Consider the following 21419-nt stretch of genomic DNA (forward strand, 5'->3'; position numbering starts at 1 on the left):
AACATCAAAAAGGATACCCGAATGCAAAGTTGAGAATAGGATGGCTTAAATCGAAATTATAGCGTTTTTCGTAGGGCTTGTGTATGGGAGCAGCCAGATCGAAACGAATTACAAAACTTTGGATATCCACACGCAATCCAGCGCCCACGCCCACGCCCAGCTCTTTTAAAAACCCGGATGAAATTTCGCCACCGGGTATTGCAGGATTTTCTTTAAGCAACCAAACATTCCCGGCATCGGCAAACAAGGCACCTTTTACATAAGAAAATATTGGAAACCTATATTCCAAATTGGCCTCTAAGCGTATGTCTCCAGTTTGGTCGAGGTACGATCCGCTCGAATCTGTATCGTCGTCATCATTATTATCATCATCAATTCTGTATGTTCCGGGCCCCAATGATCGAATTCTAAAAGCCCTAACGCTAAAAGGGCCTCCAGCATAATATTGCTCCGAATAAGGCATACTGATGGAGTTTCCATAGGCATACCCAATCCCCCCAAAAATACGGGCTACAAGAGCCTGCTCGCTGTCAATTCTATATTGATATCTAAAATCGACATCAGTTTTAACAAATTGAGCATATTCGAGCCCGAATATCTTTTTTTTACCTTCTTCATCTGGTTTCCCGGCCATTAAATTCAGCAGGTTTCCGGCTATTTTAAAATTGGTAGAAAAATAAATGGGGTTCCGTTTTTTGGTATTCGATATTTCGTTGTACACAAAATTATAACTGAGACCCGCTATAAATTTTTGTTCAAAACTGTTCTCTAAAAAAGGATTATCTATTAAAAGCTGGTCAAATTCTTCCGAAGTATTGTACAAACTGCTATAATTAAGCCCAATGGGAATTAATTCATGATATACATACCGATTGGCATTCCATGTATACCCAAAATTGGTAATAAAAGATGTTGATGTATAAAATTCTTCCCTGTTTAGATATTCCACGCCAACGGTAATTTTGGTTTTTGGTACCTCGTAATCAAAGCCAAGGTCAAACTTGAGCGGAAATAAAATACGGGGAAAAATAAGATCGGTCCTAAACCCCAATTGCGTACTGGTAAGGCCAGCATCGTCTGTTCCTCCGGCAATTTGCTTTTCGTACCCAAAGCTTATGGTGGTATTAAATATTTCGCCACCCTTAAATAGGTTCCTGTTGGAATAACTTAGCGCCAAGGCGGGACCAACGTAATTATTCGACTTTGAATTGGCCTGTACCTCTGCCCGCAACGAATGTTTGTTCATTGGCGATAAATATATTTTGGCATCCAATAAACCTAAAGAATCACCTTCCTGAAACGGTTTTGCATCTTCAAAACGTATGGTGGTGTATTTATATGTGCCTATTTTAGACAAGCGGTTACTTGTGTATTTAGAACGTGTTGGGTTATAATATTGCCCTTTCTCAAACAAAACAAAAGGTGCCAGACGCTTGGGCTTGAAAAAATTGGTGCGCTGTATGTAATCAATTCCATTATAATGAATGGTATCCTTTGGAAGCGAATCGTTGTTCACCGAATAATCGGTGTAGACCTCAACGGAGTTTAACTTATATGGAATTTTTGACTTTCCCGGAACCTCATCCTTCATCTTTAAAAACAAATCGAATTTTTTTTGCTCGTATTGATTGGTGTCGGCTTCAAAAATCAAGAAATCATCATTAAAATTGTAATATCCCTTGTCCTTTAAATAATCGTCTATGCGTTCGCGTTCATCTTTAAGCAAGTCCAGGTCAAACCGTGTTTTTTTATCCAATAAAGTCTCGCTCATGGAAGTTTGAATACTGTCGTAAATTGCCAAACTATCGCTTTCAATAGTGTAGGTTTCCAATCGGTATGGCTCGCTAACACTTACATTATATTTTGCCGTAGCCCTTTTCTTTTTTTTATTTACTTCGGAAGTAATACTGTTTTTGTAAAAACCACGATTCTCAAGACGGTTATTCATAAGGTCTTCGGTTTTTTGAACGTCCACATCTGATAAATACACGGGCTCCTCCCCTATTTTTTTATTGAAAAACCTATTGATAAACCCCGGATTTTCTTTTTGAGATTTATAATGTGAAAGCAAACCCCACCGAACCCCCAAAAACCTAGAGTTGGGCTCGGGACGTAACAAGCCGTTTAATTCTTCTTCAATTTTCTTTTTGTCTTTTATTTTTGTTTCGGTCTCCAAATCTATTTCCCCTCCTGTATAAAGTGCCTCATCTTCGGGAATATATTTGTTTACACTGCAAGAAACCCCTAAAAAAATGGCCAAAAAACAGAAAAATAGCTGTATATGCCTTTTGTTTATCCATTTTATAATGAAACAATAAAGCAATCCTGTTGCAATAAACAATTGCATAAAATATTTATATGCATGAAAAATCTTTTCCAACTATTCTTTTTTATTTTTTTCTGATTTGGTGCCGCCTTTGTCTTTTATGTCTTCTTCCTTATTCTCCTGCTTGGCCATTTCTTCTTTTATGCTGCGCTCCCAAAGTTCTTTAAACTTATTAAATTCCTTATTGAAGATAAAGGATATTCCGGTAACTATAAGCTCCCCGTCAATAATACTTTCAAATTCGTTCTTGCGGTAGCCCCGCAACCTAAAACGTCCGTCTTGAGTAATTAAATACTCCAGGCCTACATTCCCGATAACGGGTGCATTTCCATCGGCGCGCTGGCTGCTTCCCTGAATGTCTACTTCACTTCCTACCTGGACCACCAGCCTGTCGTTAAACAGGCTTTTGCTGGCATTTACGTCTAATTCGGTGACGTCTTGTGGGGATGAGGATTGATAATTGGTATAACTATCTAGTCCAAAGTCAAGCTGAATGCCCGAATTTCCCATTATTTTATCAGAAAAGGTATTGAGCTGGTCCGACAAGACTTCGTTTACATTATCTCTGGCAATCGAAGCCGGCCCGCCTGCACTTCCATCGCTTCCCGAAGTGGGAAAAAACCTGTTTAACACCAATAACGAGAATACCTGCTTGTTAAGTTCTTCTTCCCTGCCATTTAATTCCTGAATATAGCTATAAACACTACCGCTAAGTGCTCCTTGCTCGTTTTCCGGCATATCCAGCTGAAACGAAAGTTCGGGGGTCAACAATTCGCCGTCTACGTTTAAGTATACAAGAAATGGCAATTTTTGACGGTATGCGTTTATTACTTCCTGACTCTGTCCCGTGGTCTGGGTCGTCATCAAGGCAGATGCCGAGGTTTCTACCTTGTAAATAGCCTTGATATCGAGCTGTGCATTGTATGGATCGCCGTTCCATGTAATGGTGCTCCCGGGAGAAATATCAAACTTACGCTTAACAATGTTGTAAAGACTAGCTTCATAATGGCCGTCGGCTACTTCATAAATACCCGAAAGTGTTATTCTTCCGTTGGTTTCCATGATGAAGTTGAAATCCCCTTTCCCGGATATTTGCAGGTTATCGCCGGTTCTTTCATCCACAACAATACGGAAAACCGAGCTTTTATCAACAGCAATTGAAGCATCTATATTTAAACCCTTTAAAATGGCAATGGCATTTTCCTTTTCGGTTTTACGGGTCAGTATATCGTTTTCATTTTTCTTGTTCACAAAAATTACCACGCCTTCGCGCTCGGTAATGTCCAGTTGAGATTCGGGAACAATAAAGGTAAAAGTAGAACCGTCGTTAATTTTTAAATCTCCTGTAATTTCTGGAGTTTCCAAGTTTCCTTTTATGGCAATATTGGTGTTCAGGCTAACTTTTCCATAAAAAAGGTCGTTATCTTCACGGGTAGAATTAAGTACTCTAAATTTATCGGCTTTTAACGATAAATCAAAGCCCGGATTGGTAATTTCTTCTGTTTCTATGGAGCCGTCGAGGGTAAAAGGATTGTTGGCTTCATCCTTAATTTCTATATTATCCATGTAAAAGCCTGCATTATCAAATGTAACAGACTCATTGTCAATGCTAAAAGACGAATTTAATTGGGTAACCAACATTTCTATTCCTTCAAAATTTAAAGATCCTTTATATATTGGTTCTGCCGTGGTTCCCGTAAGTTTAATATCGCCGGTAATACTGCCTTTGGCATTGGTGATGTCTCCGCTGGAAAAACCTTCAATTGCCTTCATTTTTAAATCATTCAAGGCCAAGTCCATATTTAATTGAGCCCCGGTTTTTGCAGCTTTGTACGCCCCTTGTAGATCTAGGTCTATGTTCCCTTCCTTTAGGGCTAAATTAAAATTGTATTCGTTGTAATTAATAGACGAAGCATCCAACGATAACCTTCCCAAGGGTACCGACAATACTTCGAGATCCTGTATTTCCATATCTGCCTGAATTCCGGCATCGGCAAAAGGGTCTTCAATGTTAAAATTGCCTTTCATGATTCCCTTTGCAACGGGTTCTTCGGGATTTAAAATGCTTAAAATTGTATTCAACCTAAAGTTTTCAAATAAAGCCCCAAAGGTTTCTTTGTTGTTTTTTGATGTTTTTTTTGATAGACTTACCCGCTGCCCTTGATTGTTTAACACAAAATCTTGTATATCGATGTAATTATTGGCATAAACAATTAAATTGTCCTCTGGAATATTCCAAGATTGCCTGTTTAAAATTAACGCTTTCGGGTCTATATGCAATTGAAGCGTGTCGTTTTTAAAAGAGGCTTCAGAATTTATGTAAGCCAATGTTTCTTCGTTGCTCGTGCTGTTGAAATTAAGTAGCAGTTTTTTATTGTTGAAAGTTCCTTTGAGCAAGGTTTCATCAACCGAAATAGAGCCCGAAGCTATTTTTTGCCATCCAAAATCAAATTTTAAACTATCCTGAGCCCCGTCCAGGGTAAAATTTAAACTATCAATTTCGCTTTCATTGTATTTTATGTAAGGTGCATTTAAGTTAGCTTTCAATAATTTACGGCGTTGATTAAAAGCAATATCCATACTAATAGAATCCAAGGCTTCCAGGCCGGGCAAATATACTTCGCTTAAAATAGGGGTTTGCTTTATGTTTACCTCCATGTTTAATGCAACATTCCCCTTTTTTTGAAGGCTGTCGGTGTATATACTGTCTTTCCAATAACCGTTTATTTGCCGTTTCAAAGCCTCGGCAATTACATCTGGTGCGGCATTTGCTTTCAGTTTTGCCAATAGCATTTTACTATTTACCTCCAAAAAGGTGCTGTCTTGCTTGGCAAGGGCGTTTAAATTTATGTCGCCCATATTGTAAGATTGGTTTTTATAAACCGTAATTCCATTGGTTATGGCGGCATCCAGAGTAAAGTCTGAAGGATTCCCAACTATATCGGCATTAAGCTTGAACCCGGTGCGCACATCGCTTTTGGTAATGCCCAATTTATAAAGATCGGCTCCCTTTAAATCCAGCAATACATTTATTTTAGAATGTACGCTGTCTAAGTCCATTTTGGTATTCATGTCCAAATCCAAGTTTTCATCACTAAAAATCAAATGTATGTTTCCAATACCATTTTTCATTTCGCCGTTAAGTTTTAAGTTGGAAAGGTCGTAACCTGCATAAGTAAGAGAATCGAAATTAGACTCCAGAACGGCATCCAAAGAATTTAAACTCTTGCCGCTCCCATTGGCCGTTATGTTAATGGACAGCGGACCTATTTTTTCATTTTGAAGTATTTTGGCCAAGTTTAAGTTTTCTGTTTCCAGCTTCATATCAAAACCAATGGAGCCTTCATCAAAATATTTAGCGTTTACATCAATATTTCCGTCAGAGGTTTGCAACAAAGCATTTGCGGTAACCGCATTAAAACCGCCGGACAGCATTCCCGTTAAATTTAACGTATCGGGGAGCACCACGCCCAATTCTTCATCGGTAAAAAAAGTATTGATATCTTTCTTTATCGTATTTGCCTTAATAGCCGGAATATCGAGCAAAAGGCTATCTGTTTCGGTTACGTTTTTTATGTTTCCAGAAAAAGAAATTGCCGTGTTTGGGCCCCATTTTAAATTGGTCTTGGCAATATCCATATTGTCAAGTGTTCCCGTCATGCCCAAAGCCCCGTCTATTTTTTTGGTGGCCAACGAATCTATTATCCTGTTTTTTGAAAGTTCCGGCTGAAAGTAATACGCATCCTTTAGGTCCAAATGAAGCATTGGCAGTTGTAGATTGAGCCTTGTAGCTTCAAAATTGTTCATTAACTGATGCATTGAAGCATATTTCATGGCAAATTGCCCTTCAAAATCACTTCTTCCCGTTGCTACTTCTATTTCTTTTAAAGACAAATTCTCATCGGTCAAATCCAATTGGAAAGCCGTTTTTATCAATTCAAAACCATTGTGCTCCGTAAAAGAAAGCGTATGAAGGTCCATGCCGGCCTTTGACGGTCGGTAAGAAATAGCTTCGGCCAGAAAATTAAATTTTTTGAGTTGAATATCAGACGGGTTAAACCCTTTAACGGTATCTGTTGCCGAACGGGTTACGTAATTTAAACTGTTATTCTCTAAGTCGATTTTATCAATTTTAATATCCCATTCCGGCCATTTAAATGCATTGTTTTTTTTCTTCTGAAGAGTATCTGTAGTAATTTCTGCCTCAGATTGATAGGCTATTTGGCTGTTGCTCAACATAAATTCTTCCAGCAAAAGGGAATTGGTACTTAAATCCAGTTTTGGCATTGTAATGGCCAAATCTCCAATTACAACAGTTGTAGAAATTTTATCGGGTAGAGATTGGTACCTTGCCTGTATATTTTTAAACTGAAAATCGTTTAGTTTTATAAAAGGAAGTACTGTTGAAGCAGTATCTTCGGTTTTTTCAGCAAAAGGTTTTGTTTGTACATAACTTACATTGGCATTTTCAAATTGAAGCGCATCCACATCGAACTTCATTGCTTCCAAGTCGAAAATGTTTATTTCGGTTTCCAGAAATCCAATATTTATTTTGGAGTCAATGCCCGTAAATTGGTCGTCGTAAAGTGCATTGATATTTTTCAATTGAATATTCTCCAATTTTATTTCTGGCGATTGGGAAGTAGTATCAACCGATGCCGTGTCGGCCGGGGAAAATGCATCAGTTATAAAATCGAAATTAAAAGTACCTGCGGAATCCCTTTTAATATTGGCTTTTAAGCCATTCCAATTTACCGATTTTATATTGATTTCGGTTCCCCTTATCAATGGAAGGAATGCAAGCGAGGCTTCCAAGTCCTTAGAAAAAACCAATGTATCGCCTTTTTGGTCTTCTACATAAAATCCTTCTAAAGAAATATTCCCACCAAAGGTTATAAACAGCCTGTCTATGGTTACTTTTGTGCCTATTTTATCGGATAAATAAGTAACGGCCTTGCCAACAATTATATTTTGTCCCCAAGGGCTTCTAATAAAAAGAACCAATGCACAAAAAAGTAATAATAATACCGCTAGAATTCTTAGAAGGATCCTTAAAATTCTAGACTTTATAAATTTTTGTTTTTTTGGCATATAAATTCATCCTTACTAAATATAAGGTTCTAAACAAATATACATCGCTTAAAAACATTATGAAAGAGAATTAAAATAACTATAACAGTCTATTTCATTTTAACAATAATAAATTCGGAGCGTCTGTTTACATCGTGTTGTGCTTTGGTACATGGCACATTATTAGCACATTCGTTCAAGAGTCTTGATTCTCCATAACCAATGGCGCTTTCTATGCGTTCGGGCTCTATTCCACGGGAAAGAATATAATCGCGCGTAGATTTGGCACGCTTGTCAGATAATTGCATGTTGTAGGCATCGTTACCACGGGAGTCGGTATGCGACTCTATTTTAATAACCATGCCGGGGTATTCTTTCATAACGTTTACTATGGTATCCAGCGATTCTATTGCGCGTGGCGTAATGTTCCATTTATCGAAATCGAAATAAATAAGTCCGATTTTTATTTTTAAATCATCCCCTTCCCTCACAATAAGCTTATGATTTATCTCTAGCGGAACTTCGTTTACAAAATTGGGTTCCAATAAAGTTTCCACACTTTTTTCGGCAGTATCAAAACTTTCCTTTGCAGCTATTACATTGTATGTATGTCCACAATTAACAGGCATATCAAACCGATATTCGCCAACATTGCTCGTTAAGGTACTGTCCAAGACCTTTTCGCCGTCATAAAGTTTAACCGTTACATTTGGTTCTGGGTATTTAGTATCTGAATTTACCACGGTACCCTCTATGGTCTGCATGCACTTTTCATCGCTTCGCTGAAAGGAATAAATATCGTCATCGCCAACGCCACCGGGCCTGTTAGACGAAACATACCCCCTTTGTGTATTTTCATCGACCATGTAAGCAAAATCGTCCAGTTGACTGTTAAGTGGGAGTCCCAAATTTTTAGGTTTGGAAAAACCTTCTTCTGTAACGGTTGCCTCAAAAACGTCCAGTCCGCCATACCCCAAATGTCCTTCAGAAGCAAAATACAGCTTCTTGTCGGTAATAAACGGGAACATTTCCCTGCCGCTTGTGTTTATATTTTCTCCAAGGTTTCTTGGTTCAGAAAAATTCCCTTCTGAAAGGATGTCTACCACATAAATATCCGATTCCCCTATTGTTCCAGGCATATCAGACGTAAAATATAGTTTCTTTCCATCCGGACTTAATGAAGGATGCCCAACCGAATACTCATCACTACTGAAGGGAAGCTCTGTAATATCTTTCCAATTATTGTTTCTAAGTACCGCCCTGTATATTTTTAAATTGTTGGCCCCTTGCGCATCCCTTTTCAACTTACTGTTGGTGTAATTGTTTCTGGTAAAATAAATAGTATCGAATCCTTTTGTAAAGGCCACACTAGCCTCATGGTATTTACTGTTGATGGATTTTGAAAACGAATGAACATTTTTTAGGTCGCCCCCGTTTGAAGTAGTATCGGCAATAAACAGGTTAAGAAAAGGTTGCTCGTTCCAATGGTATTTTCGCGATGTAAACACACTGGAATCCCTTGCAGATGCAAAAACCACATGGTTGCCATAACGAATGGCACCGAAATCGGAAACGGGCGTATTAATGGAAAGCGGGGTTATGTAAAATTGCGGTTGCGTATTTCGTAAAGCGTCTATAAGCTTATCGTTGTTTTTTAGTTGATCGACATTAAATGTAGAATCGTTTAGTTTTTCTGAATAAATCTTCATCAACCCTTTTGCCAAATGATAATCTCCGGTGCCTTCCAGCGACTGTATATACCTAAATGCGTATATGGGTTCAAGTTCGTTTTCATATTTAGAAAACAGTTCTCCATACCATTTTGCCGCACTTTCCATATCCGAATTAAAATAATAGGCATCGCCCAGTCTTTGCAACGTTTCTTTGGAAGTATCGCCTTTTTTTACGGCACTTTCATATTGTTGAGCCGCCCTTTTATACCAAAACCTGTCAAAATTCTTATCGGTATTCCTTTCGTCATCAGTTTGGGCCATAACACTTATACTGAATAAAGAAAAGCATACTAAAATTATGTTGTTGATATATTTCATCTTTCTGTATTTCATTTTATTGTTGGTGAGATATTATGCTGATTTAAAAAAATCTGGGCGACCTTAACTTTTTCTTATTTGATATAAATTCAAACCTTAAAAATATCTCGTGCGTTCCCGAACTGTAATTTTTCAAATTGGTGGTGGTGGCATCGTAGGCATACCCCAAACTTAAGCCGTCGGTAATCTGGATACCAAACAGTGCGCTAAAAGAATCGCCCCAACGGTATGCAGCACCCAATGTCAACCTGTCGTAAAACATAAAATTGGCAGAAAAATCGGCTATTACTGGAGCGGCAGGCACAAATTTCACCATAAACGCGGGCTTGAACTTTACATTGTAGCTCAAATCAAACACCCTTCCACCAATAAAATAGAAATGCATCCGTTCGGTCCCGATTTTTTCTTCAACATTATCATAATGGTCTTCAGCAAAAAAATTGGGCACCGAAAGTCCTATATATGCTTTTTGTGTATGGTAATAAACCCCGGCGCCAATAGTTGGATAAAATCTGTTGATATCTCCCTGAAAGCTAACGTCCGGGTCCTGATAGTTCCCTTTGCTAAAATCGGCATCAAAAAAACGGCCGCCTCCTTTTAATCCAAACGACAAAAGCTTGTCATTTTCGTCCAAACGAATGGTATAAGAGAAATTTGCATCAATATACAGTTCGTTGGTGGGACCAAGGGCATCGTTTACAATATTCAGGCCCAAACCTACGTTTTTCCCCACCGGGGAATCTATCCCGAAAGTTTGTGTTTCTGGTGCCCCATCTAAGCCAACCCATTGTGTGCGGTATAGGCCAACCATGGACAAATGCCCTCTTGAGCCCGTATAACCCGGGTTTAAACTCATGGTATTGTACATATATTGTGTATACTGCGGATATTGCTGAGCAAACGAAACCGTACTACAGATAAAAGCTACCACAATTATTATATTTCTATATGTATTTCTCATGCGAATGCTGCTTCTTTTTTGCATTTAATTTTTCTTATTTATTGATGTATAACCATCCGGTTTTTGGTTCAGATCCATCACCAAGATCCAAAATGTAATAATAGGTACCTGTCGGTAATACTTTATCGGTAGTTTTTCCATCGGTTGTACCGTCCCAATCGTTATTATAGCCATCTTCGGCATGGACTAAACTTCCCCAGCGATTGTACACTTCCAACCGGTTATTGGGATATTGCGAGATACAGTCAATATGGAAAAATTCGTTTATATTGTCTCCGTTAGGCGAAAACTCATTGAAAATTGTTAAACAATCGGGATCTATGGTCGCTTCTGCCCTGTCGTTATCGGGGTTTATGTCCATTTGATCGACATAAGCAAGTGAAGCAACGTTTACATAATCGTTTACATCGAGCACCTTAACGGTTATTTGTAAGGCTGCCGAGCTATTTCCTGCAATAGATGGAATGGTCCAAATATCGTTCGCCTCATCATAAATTCCAGAAGAAGGTATATTGCTTACATATTCGTATCCCGCCGGCAAGGCATCTTCTATACCTATATTGGTTGCTTCTGTTGTGCTGTTGTTAGTTGCGGTAACCGTAAAGACCACCTGTTCGCCAATGCTTGGTGTTTCGTTGTCAACTGTTTTTTCCATTCCGATATCAATCGAAAGCGGCCCAACAACCACACTTGCTTCATCATCATCGGGGATTCCATCATTAAAATCATCAACATCAAAACCAGTATTCGGGTCACTATCCGGGTCGTCAACATCGCTGGCTGTTATTTCTACCCTGTTGGTAAAATCTTCTACGTTTCCGGTGGGGGCTCCAACCGTTGCGGTAATGTTGAGCGTTTCTGTTTCTCCTTTAGAAATGATATTGTTTAAACGCCAAACACCAGTAGAAGGGTTATAAACTCCAGCAGTGGTAAAATACGATTGGTACGTAAATCCGGCAGGCAACAAATCTGTTACCTCAACTCCGGTTGCATCGCTGTCGCCACTATTTAAAAGATGAATCACAAATTGAATATCATCGCCTATATTCGGACTCTCATTGTCAACTTCCTTGGTTATAGATAAATCGGCCAATCCAGAAGGGAACGGGCTCACGGTAGATTGGTCGTCTTCGTCTTCTACATTGTTGTTCGGTGTAGAATCAGAATCGGTTTGATCCAGGGCAACCAATTCGGCCGTATTTGCATATTGACCACTTTCTAAAACAGTAGCGGTAATCTCCAGAGTAACCAAATCATTTTCTGCTAAACTACCAATATTCCAACCTCCCGTAACTTCATCATACGTTCCGGCTGTAGTTACTGCGCTTACAAACTCGTACCCCGACGGAAGCAAGTCGTTTACAACTACCCCTGTAGCATCACTCGGGCCATTATTTAAAGTTACAATGGTAAATACGATTTCATCGCCTGTTTGTGGTTCCTGGATATTGACCGTTTTTTCAACTTCAATATCAACGGTAACACGTGGCAAGGTTTGTGCCTGGTCTTGATCGTCTTCATCGGCATCGCCATTGGCAGGGGTAGAATCGGCATCCGTTTCGTTGGCAGCGGTTACCTCGGCAATGTTTACATAAGTTCCCGTAGAATTAACACTTACCGTAATATTCATAATCATAGATGTCCCGCTGGTTAATGTGCCCACATCCCAAATTCCTGTTGTAGAATCGTACAGGCCTGCGCTATCGTCAGACACATATGTGTATCCATCCGGTATCAAATCGGTTACCTGAACTCCCGTTGCAGTACTTGGACCGGCATTTTCTATGGTTACTGTGAATATAATTTCATCACCCGTATCGGGGCGTAAAACATTCACTTCCTTTTCTACGGAAAGGTCTATTACCGAAGCCGGGGTTACCAATACTTCGGCATAATCATCTTCTGAAGTATCTCCATTATTCGGTGTAGAATCGGGGTCGGTATTATCAGAAGCCGTTATTTCTGAAGTATTTAAATATTCATTTGCAGTTCCAGCTGAAGCATTTACACTTGCCACAATGGTAAGTGTTTGGCTACCACCCGAAAGTATTGGGGTGCTTATATCCCAAACGCCCGTTGCGGAATTGTAAGTCCCGTTGGTGGCAGTACTTCCAATATATGTAAACCCAACAGGCAAAACATCGGTAACGCTAACGCCTGTTGCAATTCCAGGGCCTTGATTTTCAACTGTTAAAATAAACTGGATATTATCTCCAACATTCGGAGTTGGATTTCCCACTGTTTTGGTTAGCATTAAATCGGCATTATCTACCGGAGTTATTATTACGGTAGATTGATCGTCTTCGGCTTCAACCCCATTGCCGGGCGTAGAATCGGGATCGGGCGCATCGGCGGCTATTAATTCGGCCGTATTTGTATAATTTCCAAGAGCCCTTATACGTGCCGTAATTGTCAATGTAACAATAGCACCATTGGCAAGGTCGCCTATGTTCCATGTTCCCACCGTATCATCGTAATCCCCAACGGAAGCACTTGCGCTTACAAAACTCAGCCCAGAAGGAAGGATATCCCTTACGCTTACCCCAGTAGCATCGCTAATATTAGCCCCACCATTTGGATTGTTATAAACTGTTATTGTATAATTTATCTCATCGCCTATTCCCGGGGTATCGTCGTCTACGGTTTTTACAACTTCAATATCGGTTGGCATACGCGGAACAACAGCCATTTGGGCAAAATCGTCTCCTGTTCCATCGGCAGGTTGAGAATCAACATCTTGTTGGTCGGCAGCAGTTACCTCAGCAGTATTTAAATAAGTCCCCGCTGTATTTACCGTTACATTAAGTTGAAGGAAAACCGTTTCCCCGGCCCCAAGGCTTGGCAAGCTCCATATTCCGGTGCCATCGGTATATGTACCATCGCCCGAAGAAGAAACAAAGGTATATCCATCTGGAAGAAGATCTGTAACTTCAACATTGGTTGCTTCATTGGGTCCATCGTTAGTCAAGGCTATGCTGAATGTAATTTCTTCGCCAACATCTGGCAATAACTTACTTACCAATTTATTTAAGGAAAGGTCGATTAATGTATTTGGAGTTACTTCAGCATCATCAGAATTATTTGTTGTATCGGGATCGGTTTGATCCGCAGCGGTAATCTCGGCTGTATTCAGATAGTCACCAGTGGCATTTACCCTAGCTACAATTATTCCATTGACCGTGGCGCCTACAGGGATATCTTGACCTATAGACCAAACACCCGTTGATCCATTAAAAGTTCCCGGACCGTTGGCTCCTACAAATGTGTAACCGCTGGGCAGTAAGTCGGTTACCTCTACCCCGCTGGCTATAGCCGGCCCATTGTTGGTAATAGTAACCGTAAAACTTACCAGTGCGCCCACATCTTGTGTGGTAACATTCACCGATTTTGTCAATGCCAGATCTGCCGGGAATTGAGGAGTTACTACAATGGTAGCATAATCATCTTCTGTATCATCATTATTTGATGGTTCAGAATCTAAATCAGGTTGATCTTGATCTGTTACTTGTGCCGTATTTGCATAATTTCCGGTAGCGTTAACTGTGGCAACTATATTTAAAGTCTCTGTTCCTCCGGCTGCCAAATCTCCAATTACCCAAGAACCAGAATTTTCTGTATATGTTCCTGTTGAGGCATTGGCACTAACAAATGTATAACCTGTGCTTAATTTATCGGAAACTACCACACTTGTTGCACCAACTATTGTTTCGGGCGGATTATTATTGTTATTGGTTATTGTTACCGTAAAAGTTACATTCTCTCCTACAATTGGAGTTGGATTGTCTACAGTTTTAGCTACTTCTAAATCGACCAATGTTGGGTTGGGTGTTATTTGTACTTCTGCTTGATCGTCTTCACTATCATCGGCATTGTTTGGTGTAGAATCGGTATCTTCTTCATCAGCGCTAAAAACTTCGGCAATGTTTAAATAATCTGCCGTTGGAAGTGGGTCTTCATACAATAAAACTTCGGCTGTGATTTCAATAGTTGAAGTTGCGCCTAACGGAATGCTTCCCACGGTCCAAATACCTGTTGTTTCATCGTAAGCACCACCGCTATTATCTGAAACATATTCCAAACCAGCCGGTAATAAATCTTTTACTTCAACATTGGTAGCATCGCTTGGGCCATCGTTGGTAACATTTAAGGTAAAAATAACATCATCGCCTATGTTCGGAGTAAGATTATCAACACTTTTTGTTAAAGAAAGGTCTATTAACGGAATCGGCGTTACGGATGCTTCGGCATAATCGTCTTCATCTATATCTCCATTTGCGGGCGAGGAATCTGCATCTGGAAAGTCTGATGCTGTTACTTCAGCTGTATTCAAATAATCGCCCGTTACATTAACCGTTGCTTCAATTTGTAAAGTTTCCGTTTTATTAACGCCCAAATTATTAGAAAGCGTCCAAACTCCGGTTCCATCATCATATGTTCCATCTGTCGTTGTAGCATTCACAAAAGTATATCCCGAAGGAAGTATATCGGTAATTTCTACACCGGGAGCTGTTGTAACACCTTCATTTAAAATTGTTAAGGTAAAAATTACATCAGTATTTACTTCCGGATCGGGAATATTAACTGTTTTTGATAGGTTTAAATCAACCAATGGCTCTACGGAAGGATTCACTTGATCTTGATCGTCTTCAGTTGGATCGTTATTGGAAGGCGTGGAATCGATATCATTTTCATTTAAACCCGTTACTTGTGCAATATTGATATATTGTTCTGGATCGGGATTTGCTATTACATTAACGGTTATTGTCAAAGTTTCACTTTGTCCTGCGATTAAATTTCCTATATCCCAAGCACCATTACCTGTATTATATGTTCCTACACTTGGATTGGTTCCTGTAATTGTATACCCAGCTCTAACCAAATCTGTTACAACCACCCCCGTAGCATCGTTTGTACTTGTATTTGCTGCTGTTATGGTAAATGTTATTGTAGATCCCGGGTTTGCAATACCGGTAGGACTGTATTCTTTGGTAACTTCAATGTCTACAAAAGTACCTGCCAATGTTACATTTACAAGTGCTTGGTCGTCTTCTGTTGGTTTGTTATTGTTCGGCGTAGAGTCGGGATCAAATTGGTCACTGGCCGTTATCTGTACGGTATTGGTATGATCCAGCAAACCTCCCGTTCCAGAGTTTACCGTAGCCGTATAATTTAAGGTTAATGTTCCTCCACTTGCAATAGATTGATTTAGCCAAGTTGCCGTATTCCCGCTAGCTGTTCCTCCAGTTACTGTTTCCAGAGTGTAACCTACCGGTAATACGTCTACTATTTCAACTCCGGTGGCATTGCTCGGCCCATCATTGGTTACCACAACGGTAAAAGTTACTATATCACCTACTTCAGGGTTATTGTCATTTACATCTTTTGTAATGCTTAAATCGGCTGCCTGTGGCGTTACAAGGGCATTGTCTTCATCATCTTCACTTTGGTCGCCATCATCGTTATTTGGTGTACTATCGCTATCTACTTGATCCATAGCGGTAATTTGCGCTGTGTTTAAATATTCGTCCACAGTTCCTTGCGGAGCTAGAACTTCTGCCGTAAACGAACCGCTCACCGTTCCTCCTGCCGGTACCGTAAAGCCTGTCCAAGTAACCGTTTTCCCTATAAACGAAGCATTGGCATCTACCGAAACAATATTGAACCCATCGGGTACATAATCCTGTACGGCAACATTGGTGGCATCGGTAGTGCTTTCATTGGTAACGGATAAATTGAAAGTAACGGTTTCTCCTATGTTCGGACTGGCGTTGCTTACCGTTTTAGAAAGTGATAAATCGGTTTGTGTAATGGGCACGGTCAATTCTGTTTCGTCATCATCGGCAATGCCATCGTTTAGGTCGTCTACATCCGTACTCGAATTTGGATCACTGTCGGGATCGTTGTTACTCGAATTTGTTATTTCGGCCACATTGGTATAATTGGTGCCTGTGCTATTGGGAGTTGCTTTGTAAAGTAGCGCACTTGTATAACCGCTGCTTAAAGAAATATTATTCCAGGTGATGGAATTATCGCCCGTATTGTATAGTCCTCCATTAGAAGCAGATCCAGGTATAAATGTATAACCATCGGGGATGGTATCTTTTACGCTAATTTCTGAAGCACTTCCCGGACCATTGTTTACCAAATTTAACCTGAATGTTACTTCTTCTCCAATATTTGCTTCGCTAACGTTTGCCGATTTTGTAAGCTCCAGATCGGCATCCTGCACGGTAACCGTTGCGGTATCTTCATCGTCGTCTGCAATGCCATCGTTTAGGTCGTCTGTATCAAAACCCGTTGCGGGGTCACTATCTGGATCCACTTGATCGGAAGCCATAATCAGTGCCCTATTTTCGTAGTCACCTGTTTTATTTACAGTTGCCTGAAATTGTAACGTTACCGTCTCCCCCAAGGCAATATCGAGGCCGTCCCAATTAACTGCAAGGTTTCCAGAATAATAAATCCCTCCGTTTGTAATAGTGTTCGGTACAAGGGTGTACCCTTCGGGGATTAAATCGGTTACGGAAACCCCTGTAGCATCAGAAGTCCCTGTAAGGTCGTTATTAAAAACTTCAACTGAAAAAGTTACAACATCTCCCGGAGAAGCTGTGCCCGGGGAAACAGATTTGGTCAATTCCAAGTCGGCACTTCCAATAATATCCACTCTAACAACATCTGAAGAACTGGCACAAACGCCATTGAAAATAGTCCATGTAAAATAATAAGTTCCTTTTGAAACATTTGCCACCGAAGAGGAAGGGTTTCCAGGGTTGGTAAAAACGGCCACGGTTGGACCATCTAACATGGACCATTCCCCTATTCCGACCGTCGGGGTATTCCCGGCCATTACCAAAGGCGTAAATTCTGCTATGGTTTGGTTCGGACCAGCATCGGCCGTTGTTGGGGTTCCGTATACGGTTATGGTCATGGTATCCTCATCGCTACATCCACCCTTTTCGGTAGTCCACATTAACTCGTATTCACCCGCAATTAAATTCAACACATTAGTATTGGCTTCATTAACATCGCCAAAAGTCGGAGTATTTGGCCCACTTACAACGCTCCAAGTTCCCACGGTTGCATCGCCGGCAGGAATATCTCCCGCATTTAGTGTAGTTGTTGTGCTGGTTGCCGGGGCTACCAAACAAATTTCCTGATCTTCACCTGCATCAGCCACAACGGGAGGATCGTCTGTAAAAGTAATATCTACGGTATCTTCTGTTGGCGCACACGTTGAAGGCGGCGCATATGGCCCGGTAGAGACTGTCCATTTTAAAGTGTAAGTTCCTAAAGCGGTAATGTTTGATATTGTTGTTGTGGGAGAATTTGGACTATCAATTATTGCTTCTCCACCAGATGGGTCTACATCAAAACTCCATTCTCCAACCCCTGCCGTTGGTGCTACAGCATTCATTTGAGCAGTTAGTATACAAGCATTTGATTGATTGGGACCGGCATCTGCCTGCGATGGTGATGGAAAAACTGTTAATCGAACAACATCTGATTCTGTTGTACAATTTCCAGCACTAAAGTTCCATTCAAGTATATAAAATCCAGGCACGTCTAGTCCTGTTATGGATGTATTGGGTATAGATGGATCGGTAATTGTAGCAACTCCCCCTTCAGGTTGAAAAGCAATTCGCCATTCTGCGGTAACACCACTTGGTGGTGGGTTTGCTCCTAAAGTATAGGTGTTGGTAGGTATTAAATCACCTTGACACAAATTTTGATCATCTCCTGCAATAGGTGAATAAGCCGGAGGTCCTGTATTAACAACTGTCATATCATCTGAAGTAACACATCCCGGTGTGTCTGTAGTAAACCTAAATACATAATCAGTACCGGGTTCTATCTGAGCATTGGCGATGTAACTATTTTCGGGACTCTGAACAATAACAGCATTACTTCCTGTTGTTGATACTTGTGTCCATGTTCCAGTTGATCCCTCTTCGGCCTTTAAAAACACATTGGTAGCATTACAGAGGTTTTGATCGGCGCCTGCATTGGCTGGTGTCCCTATAATAACTTGAACTTCATCACTACTTTCTTCGCAATTAGGGTCTCCTTTTATAGACCATATAAATGTATATGTTCCGGTTATTAGTCCAGTTACAGTTGTATTTGGGTCTGTAGGATCTGTTATTGTAGGTGTATTTGTAGCCCCTTCTCCAATGATCCATGTTCCAGTTTCTGTATCACCATCATAAGCATTGGCGGCCAATGTTACTGTATTACTTCCATTACAAATAGACTGATCGGGACCTGCATCGGCTTGTGTAGGAGGTAGGCCAACATTTAATTCTACTTGATCTGAAGCCAAAGAACATTCTCCGGCACTTACCGTCCATTCAAAAATATAAGTTCCTGAATAAGTAAAAGTAATATCGGTTGTGGGATTAGTTGGATCGGCAATGGTATACCCTCCGGGCCCTACTACTTGTGTCCACTCCCCTTCGCCATTTGAGGAGGATGCAGCCATAGTAAAAGTACTTGTACAAGATGTTTGGTCGGGGCCGGCATCAGCGGTCGCTTCACCATCAATCACTATTAGCACATCATCTTCAGTAGGAATACACCCTCCAATTCTCGGACTTATTATCCATGTAAAAGTATATTCCCCATCATTGGAAATGGCTACTGTAGTGTTAGGGTCGGTAGCATCTGCAAATGTTGGTCCGGCAGGCGATACCGTCCATAGCCCTGTTTCCCTTAGTATTTCAGGTGTATTTCCTTCTAAAGAAATTTCAGAGGTACCGGAAGAATAACATCTATCAGGTCCGGCATCTGCTTGTGTTGGACCTGCTGTATCAGATGTGGTTATTTGTACTTCATCACTTCCTGTAGTAGTACAGTCTGAAGCAGAGTTTTCTACTGTCCATAATAATGTATAGGTAGTATTATTATCGTCAAAACCTGTTGCAATGGTATTTGGATCATTTACATTTTCAAAAACTATGGTTTGCGGGGCTGCATCGGCAACCTGAGTCCATGTTCCGGTTTGTCCATCCAATGGTGTCGCTGCTTCCATCTGTACTTCAATTCCTGTACATATACCTGTTTGATCGGGTCCTGCGTCTACGTTATCATCTATAATTTCATCAGAAACAGTTACTGTAACATCCGATTGCACAGAAGTATCAGGATTACAAACACCACCAGCAGTATTAACAGTATAACGAAAAACATAGATTCCGGGTATTAACCCTGTTACCCCGGTTATTCGTTGAAAGGGATTGACAATATTTGCTTGATTAGGTCCTGTAAGTTGTGTCCATACCGATTTACCAGAATCTACATTATTCCCCGTAAGCTCTGTAAATACTACACCACAGGCCAATACTTGATTGGTTCCTCCATTGGCTGGTGTTGGTGCCTTAGAAATGGTTATATTTAATTGATTGGTAGCAATATCACATTCAGAAAGTATATCGCCGGTAACCCTTCTTCTAAAAGAGACTTTATATGTTCCTGATTGTTCGAAAGTCAGTTCTAATGGTGATGAGTTTGGAAAACTTTGATAGTCGGTTGGGTATGAATACGCTAAGGGAGGACCACTTATAATACTATACTCGTTTACTCCTTCGCCGGTAGTAGAAAATGGAATACTGATAACTTCTTGACCACATTCACCTATAATATCCATTCCATTATTTACATCAATAGATAAATTATTATCGCTATAACTTACTGTTACATTGGTTGCTGTTGAACAGCCTGTAGTTTCATTTATTATTGTGTAGTTAAATTGATACGTATTGTTATATGATAAACCTGTTACTGCTGTGGTAGGACTCGTAGGATTGGTAATAGTGGCAGGCGGACCACTTGTTTGCCTCCAGACTACAGTTTCTCCGGCAAAATCGGGTTCGTTTCCTACCAATGTGGTCTGTGTTACGCTAGGATCGCAAAATACCTGATTTTCATTTAGCACATTGGCTTGGGTAACATCTTGAGAAGCACCGTCAACGGTTATGGTAACTGTGTCCGAACCATTTACACACGGGCCCGAAACGGTCCACCGGAAAACATAGGTTCCTTCAAAAAGACCTGTTACCTGAGTATTGTTATTGTTAGGGTTTACAATCGTTGGTTCCCGCGTACCACTTACAAATGTCCATGTACCTTGTTGTCCGCCAGTTCCGTTTCCGGCAAAGCTTCCATGCAAAGTAGTGGATTGAGAAACAGTGTAGCAACTATTTAAAACTTGGTCGGGGCCTGCATCTACCGGTTCCACACCCCCATAATTGGTTATAGTAATTTCATCGTAGGTTTCGCAGCGCAATCCCGGGGCATATTCGGGTCCGCTAATGGTCCACCGCAACGTAGTTTCCCCGGCAGAGCCTTGAGCCAAACTTAACGTAGTGCTCGGTGCAGAGGGATCGTTAATGGTAACTCCGCCACCGTTATTCCCTACAACACTCCATGTTCCTGTTTCACCGGGATTGGCAGGGGTATTTCCTGTAACGATAACGCCCCCGGAGCTATCGGGACATGATGCTATATTTGCTCCGGCATTGGCAACGGTAATGGGTTCTACAGTTATGTTAACATCCTGAGAAACATTTACACCGTCTCCACAAGTGGCCGATAGGCGAAAAGTATATGTATTTCCACCCGTCATTCCGGTAATGGCCGTCCCTAAATCATTCTGGTCTCCAATTACCACCGACGGACCACCAACTTGACTCCAAACCGCTGGGGTGCTTATACTTCCCGATGAAGACCCGGACAGGTAATAGGTAGAAGTATTTCCACATATGGTTTCGTCTATACCTGCATTGACACTACAGTTTTGAGAATGAATATTGTAAATCCCCATAAATAGAAAGAACAGCAACCATAGTTTTTTCTTCAAATATGAAAGAATTGCAAAAAATGACGTACCCGCCTTTATACCCATAAACAAAGAAGCGTTGTTTTCAGCCATGTAAATTCAAGTTGATTGGTTAATCAATTTTAATTTCGGCAGGGGGAATAAAAATGTAAATTTATGGGGGATACTAATGTAAAT

Annotated in this window: 5 protein-coding genes; all 5 read right to left on the reverse strand. The window is 40.6% G+C overall.

Annotated elements, in window-relative coordinates:
- Window positions 1-4: 4 nt before the first annotated feature.
- The 5 genes from UXI14_RS00100 to UXI14_RS00120 all read right to left on the reverse strand — a co-directional run bounded on the left by UXI14_RS00100 (window position 5) and on the right by UXI14_RS00120 (window position 21335).
- On the reverse strand, window positions 5-2380 hold the full coding sequence (locus tag UXI14_RS00100) for a BamA/TamA family outer membrane protein (protein ID WP_335964243.1): 2376 nt from the start codon (window positions 2378-2380) through the stop codon (window positions 5-7).
- The gene (locus tag UXI14_RS00105) at window positions 2381-7330 is read right to left on the reverse strand and encodes a translocation/assembly module TamB domain-containing protein (protein ID WP_335964244.1); all 4950 of its coding nucleotides are present in this window, start codon (window positions 7328-7330) and stop codon (window positions 2381-2383) included.
- Window positions 7331-7506: 176 nt separating this feature from the next.
- Window positions 7507-9462: an OmpA family protein gene (locus UXI14_RS00110; protein ID WP_335964245.1), complete on the reverse strand. Its 1956-nt coding sequence runs from the start codon at window positions 9460-9462 to the stop codon at window positions 7507-7509.
- 28 nt (window positions 9463-9490) lie between these two features.
- Window positions 9491-10408: a type IX secretion system membrane protein PorP/SprF gene (locus UXI14_RS00115; RefSeq protein WP_335964246.1), complete on the reverse strand. Its 918-nt coding sequence runs from the start codon at window positions 10406-10408 to the stop codon at window positions 9491-9493.
- A 34-nt stretch (window positions 10409-10442) separates the two neighbouring features.
- The gene (locus UXI14_RS00120; protein ID WP_335964247.1) at window positions 10443-21335 is read right to left on the reverse strand and encodes a gliding motility-associated C-terminal domain-containing protein; all 10893 of its coding nucleotides are present in this window, start codon (window positions 21333-21335) and stop codon (window positions 10443-10445) included.
- Between the last annotated feature and the right edge of the window lie 84 nt (window positions 21336-21419).

Origin of the sequence: Galbibacter sp. PAP.153, assembly GCF_037029175.1 — a bacterium.
Classification (GTDB): domain Bacteria; phylum Bacteroidota; class Bacteroidia; order Flavobacteriales; family Flavobacteriaceae; genus Galbibacter; species Galbibacter pacificus.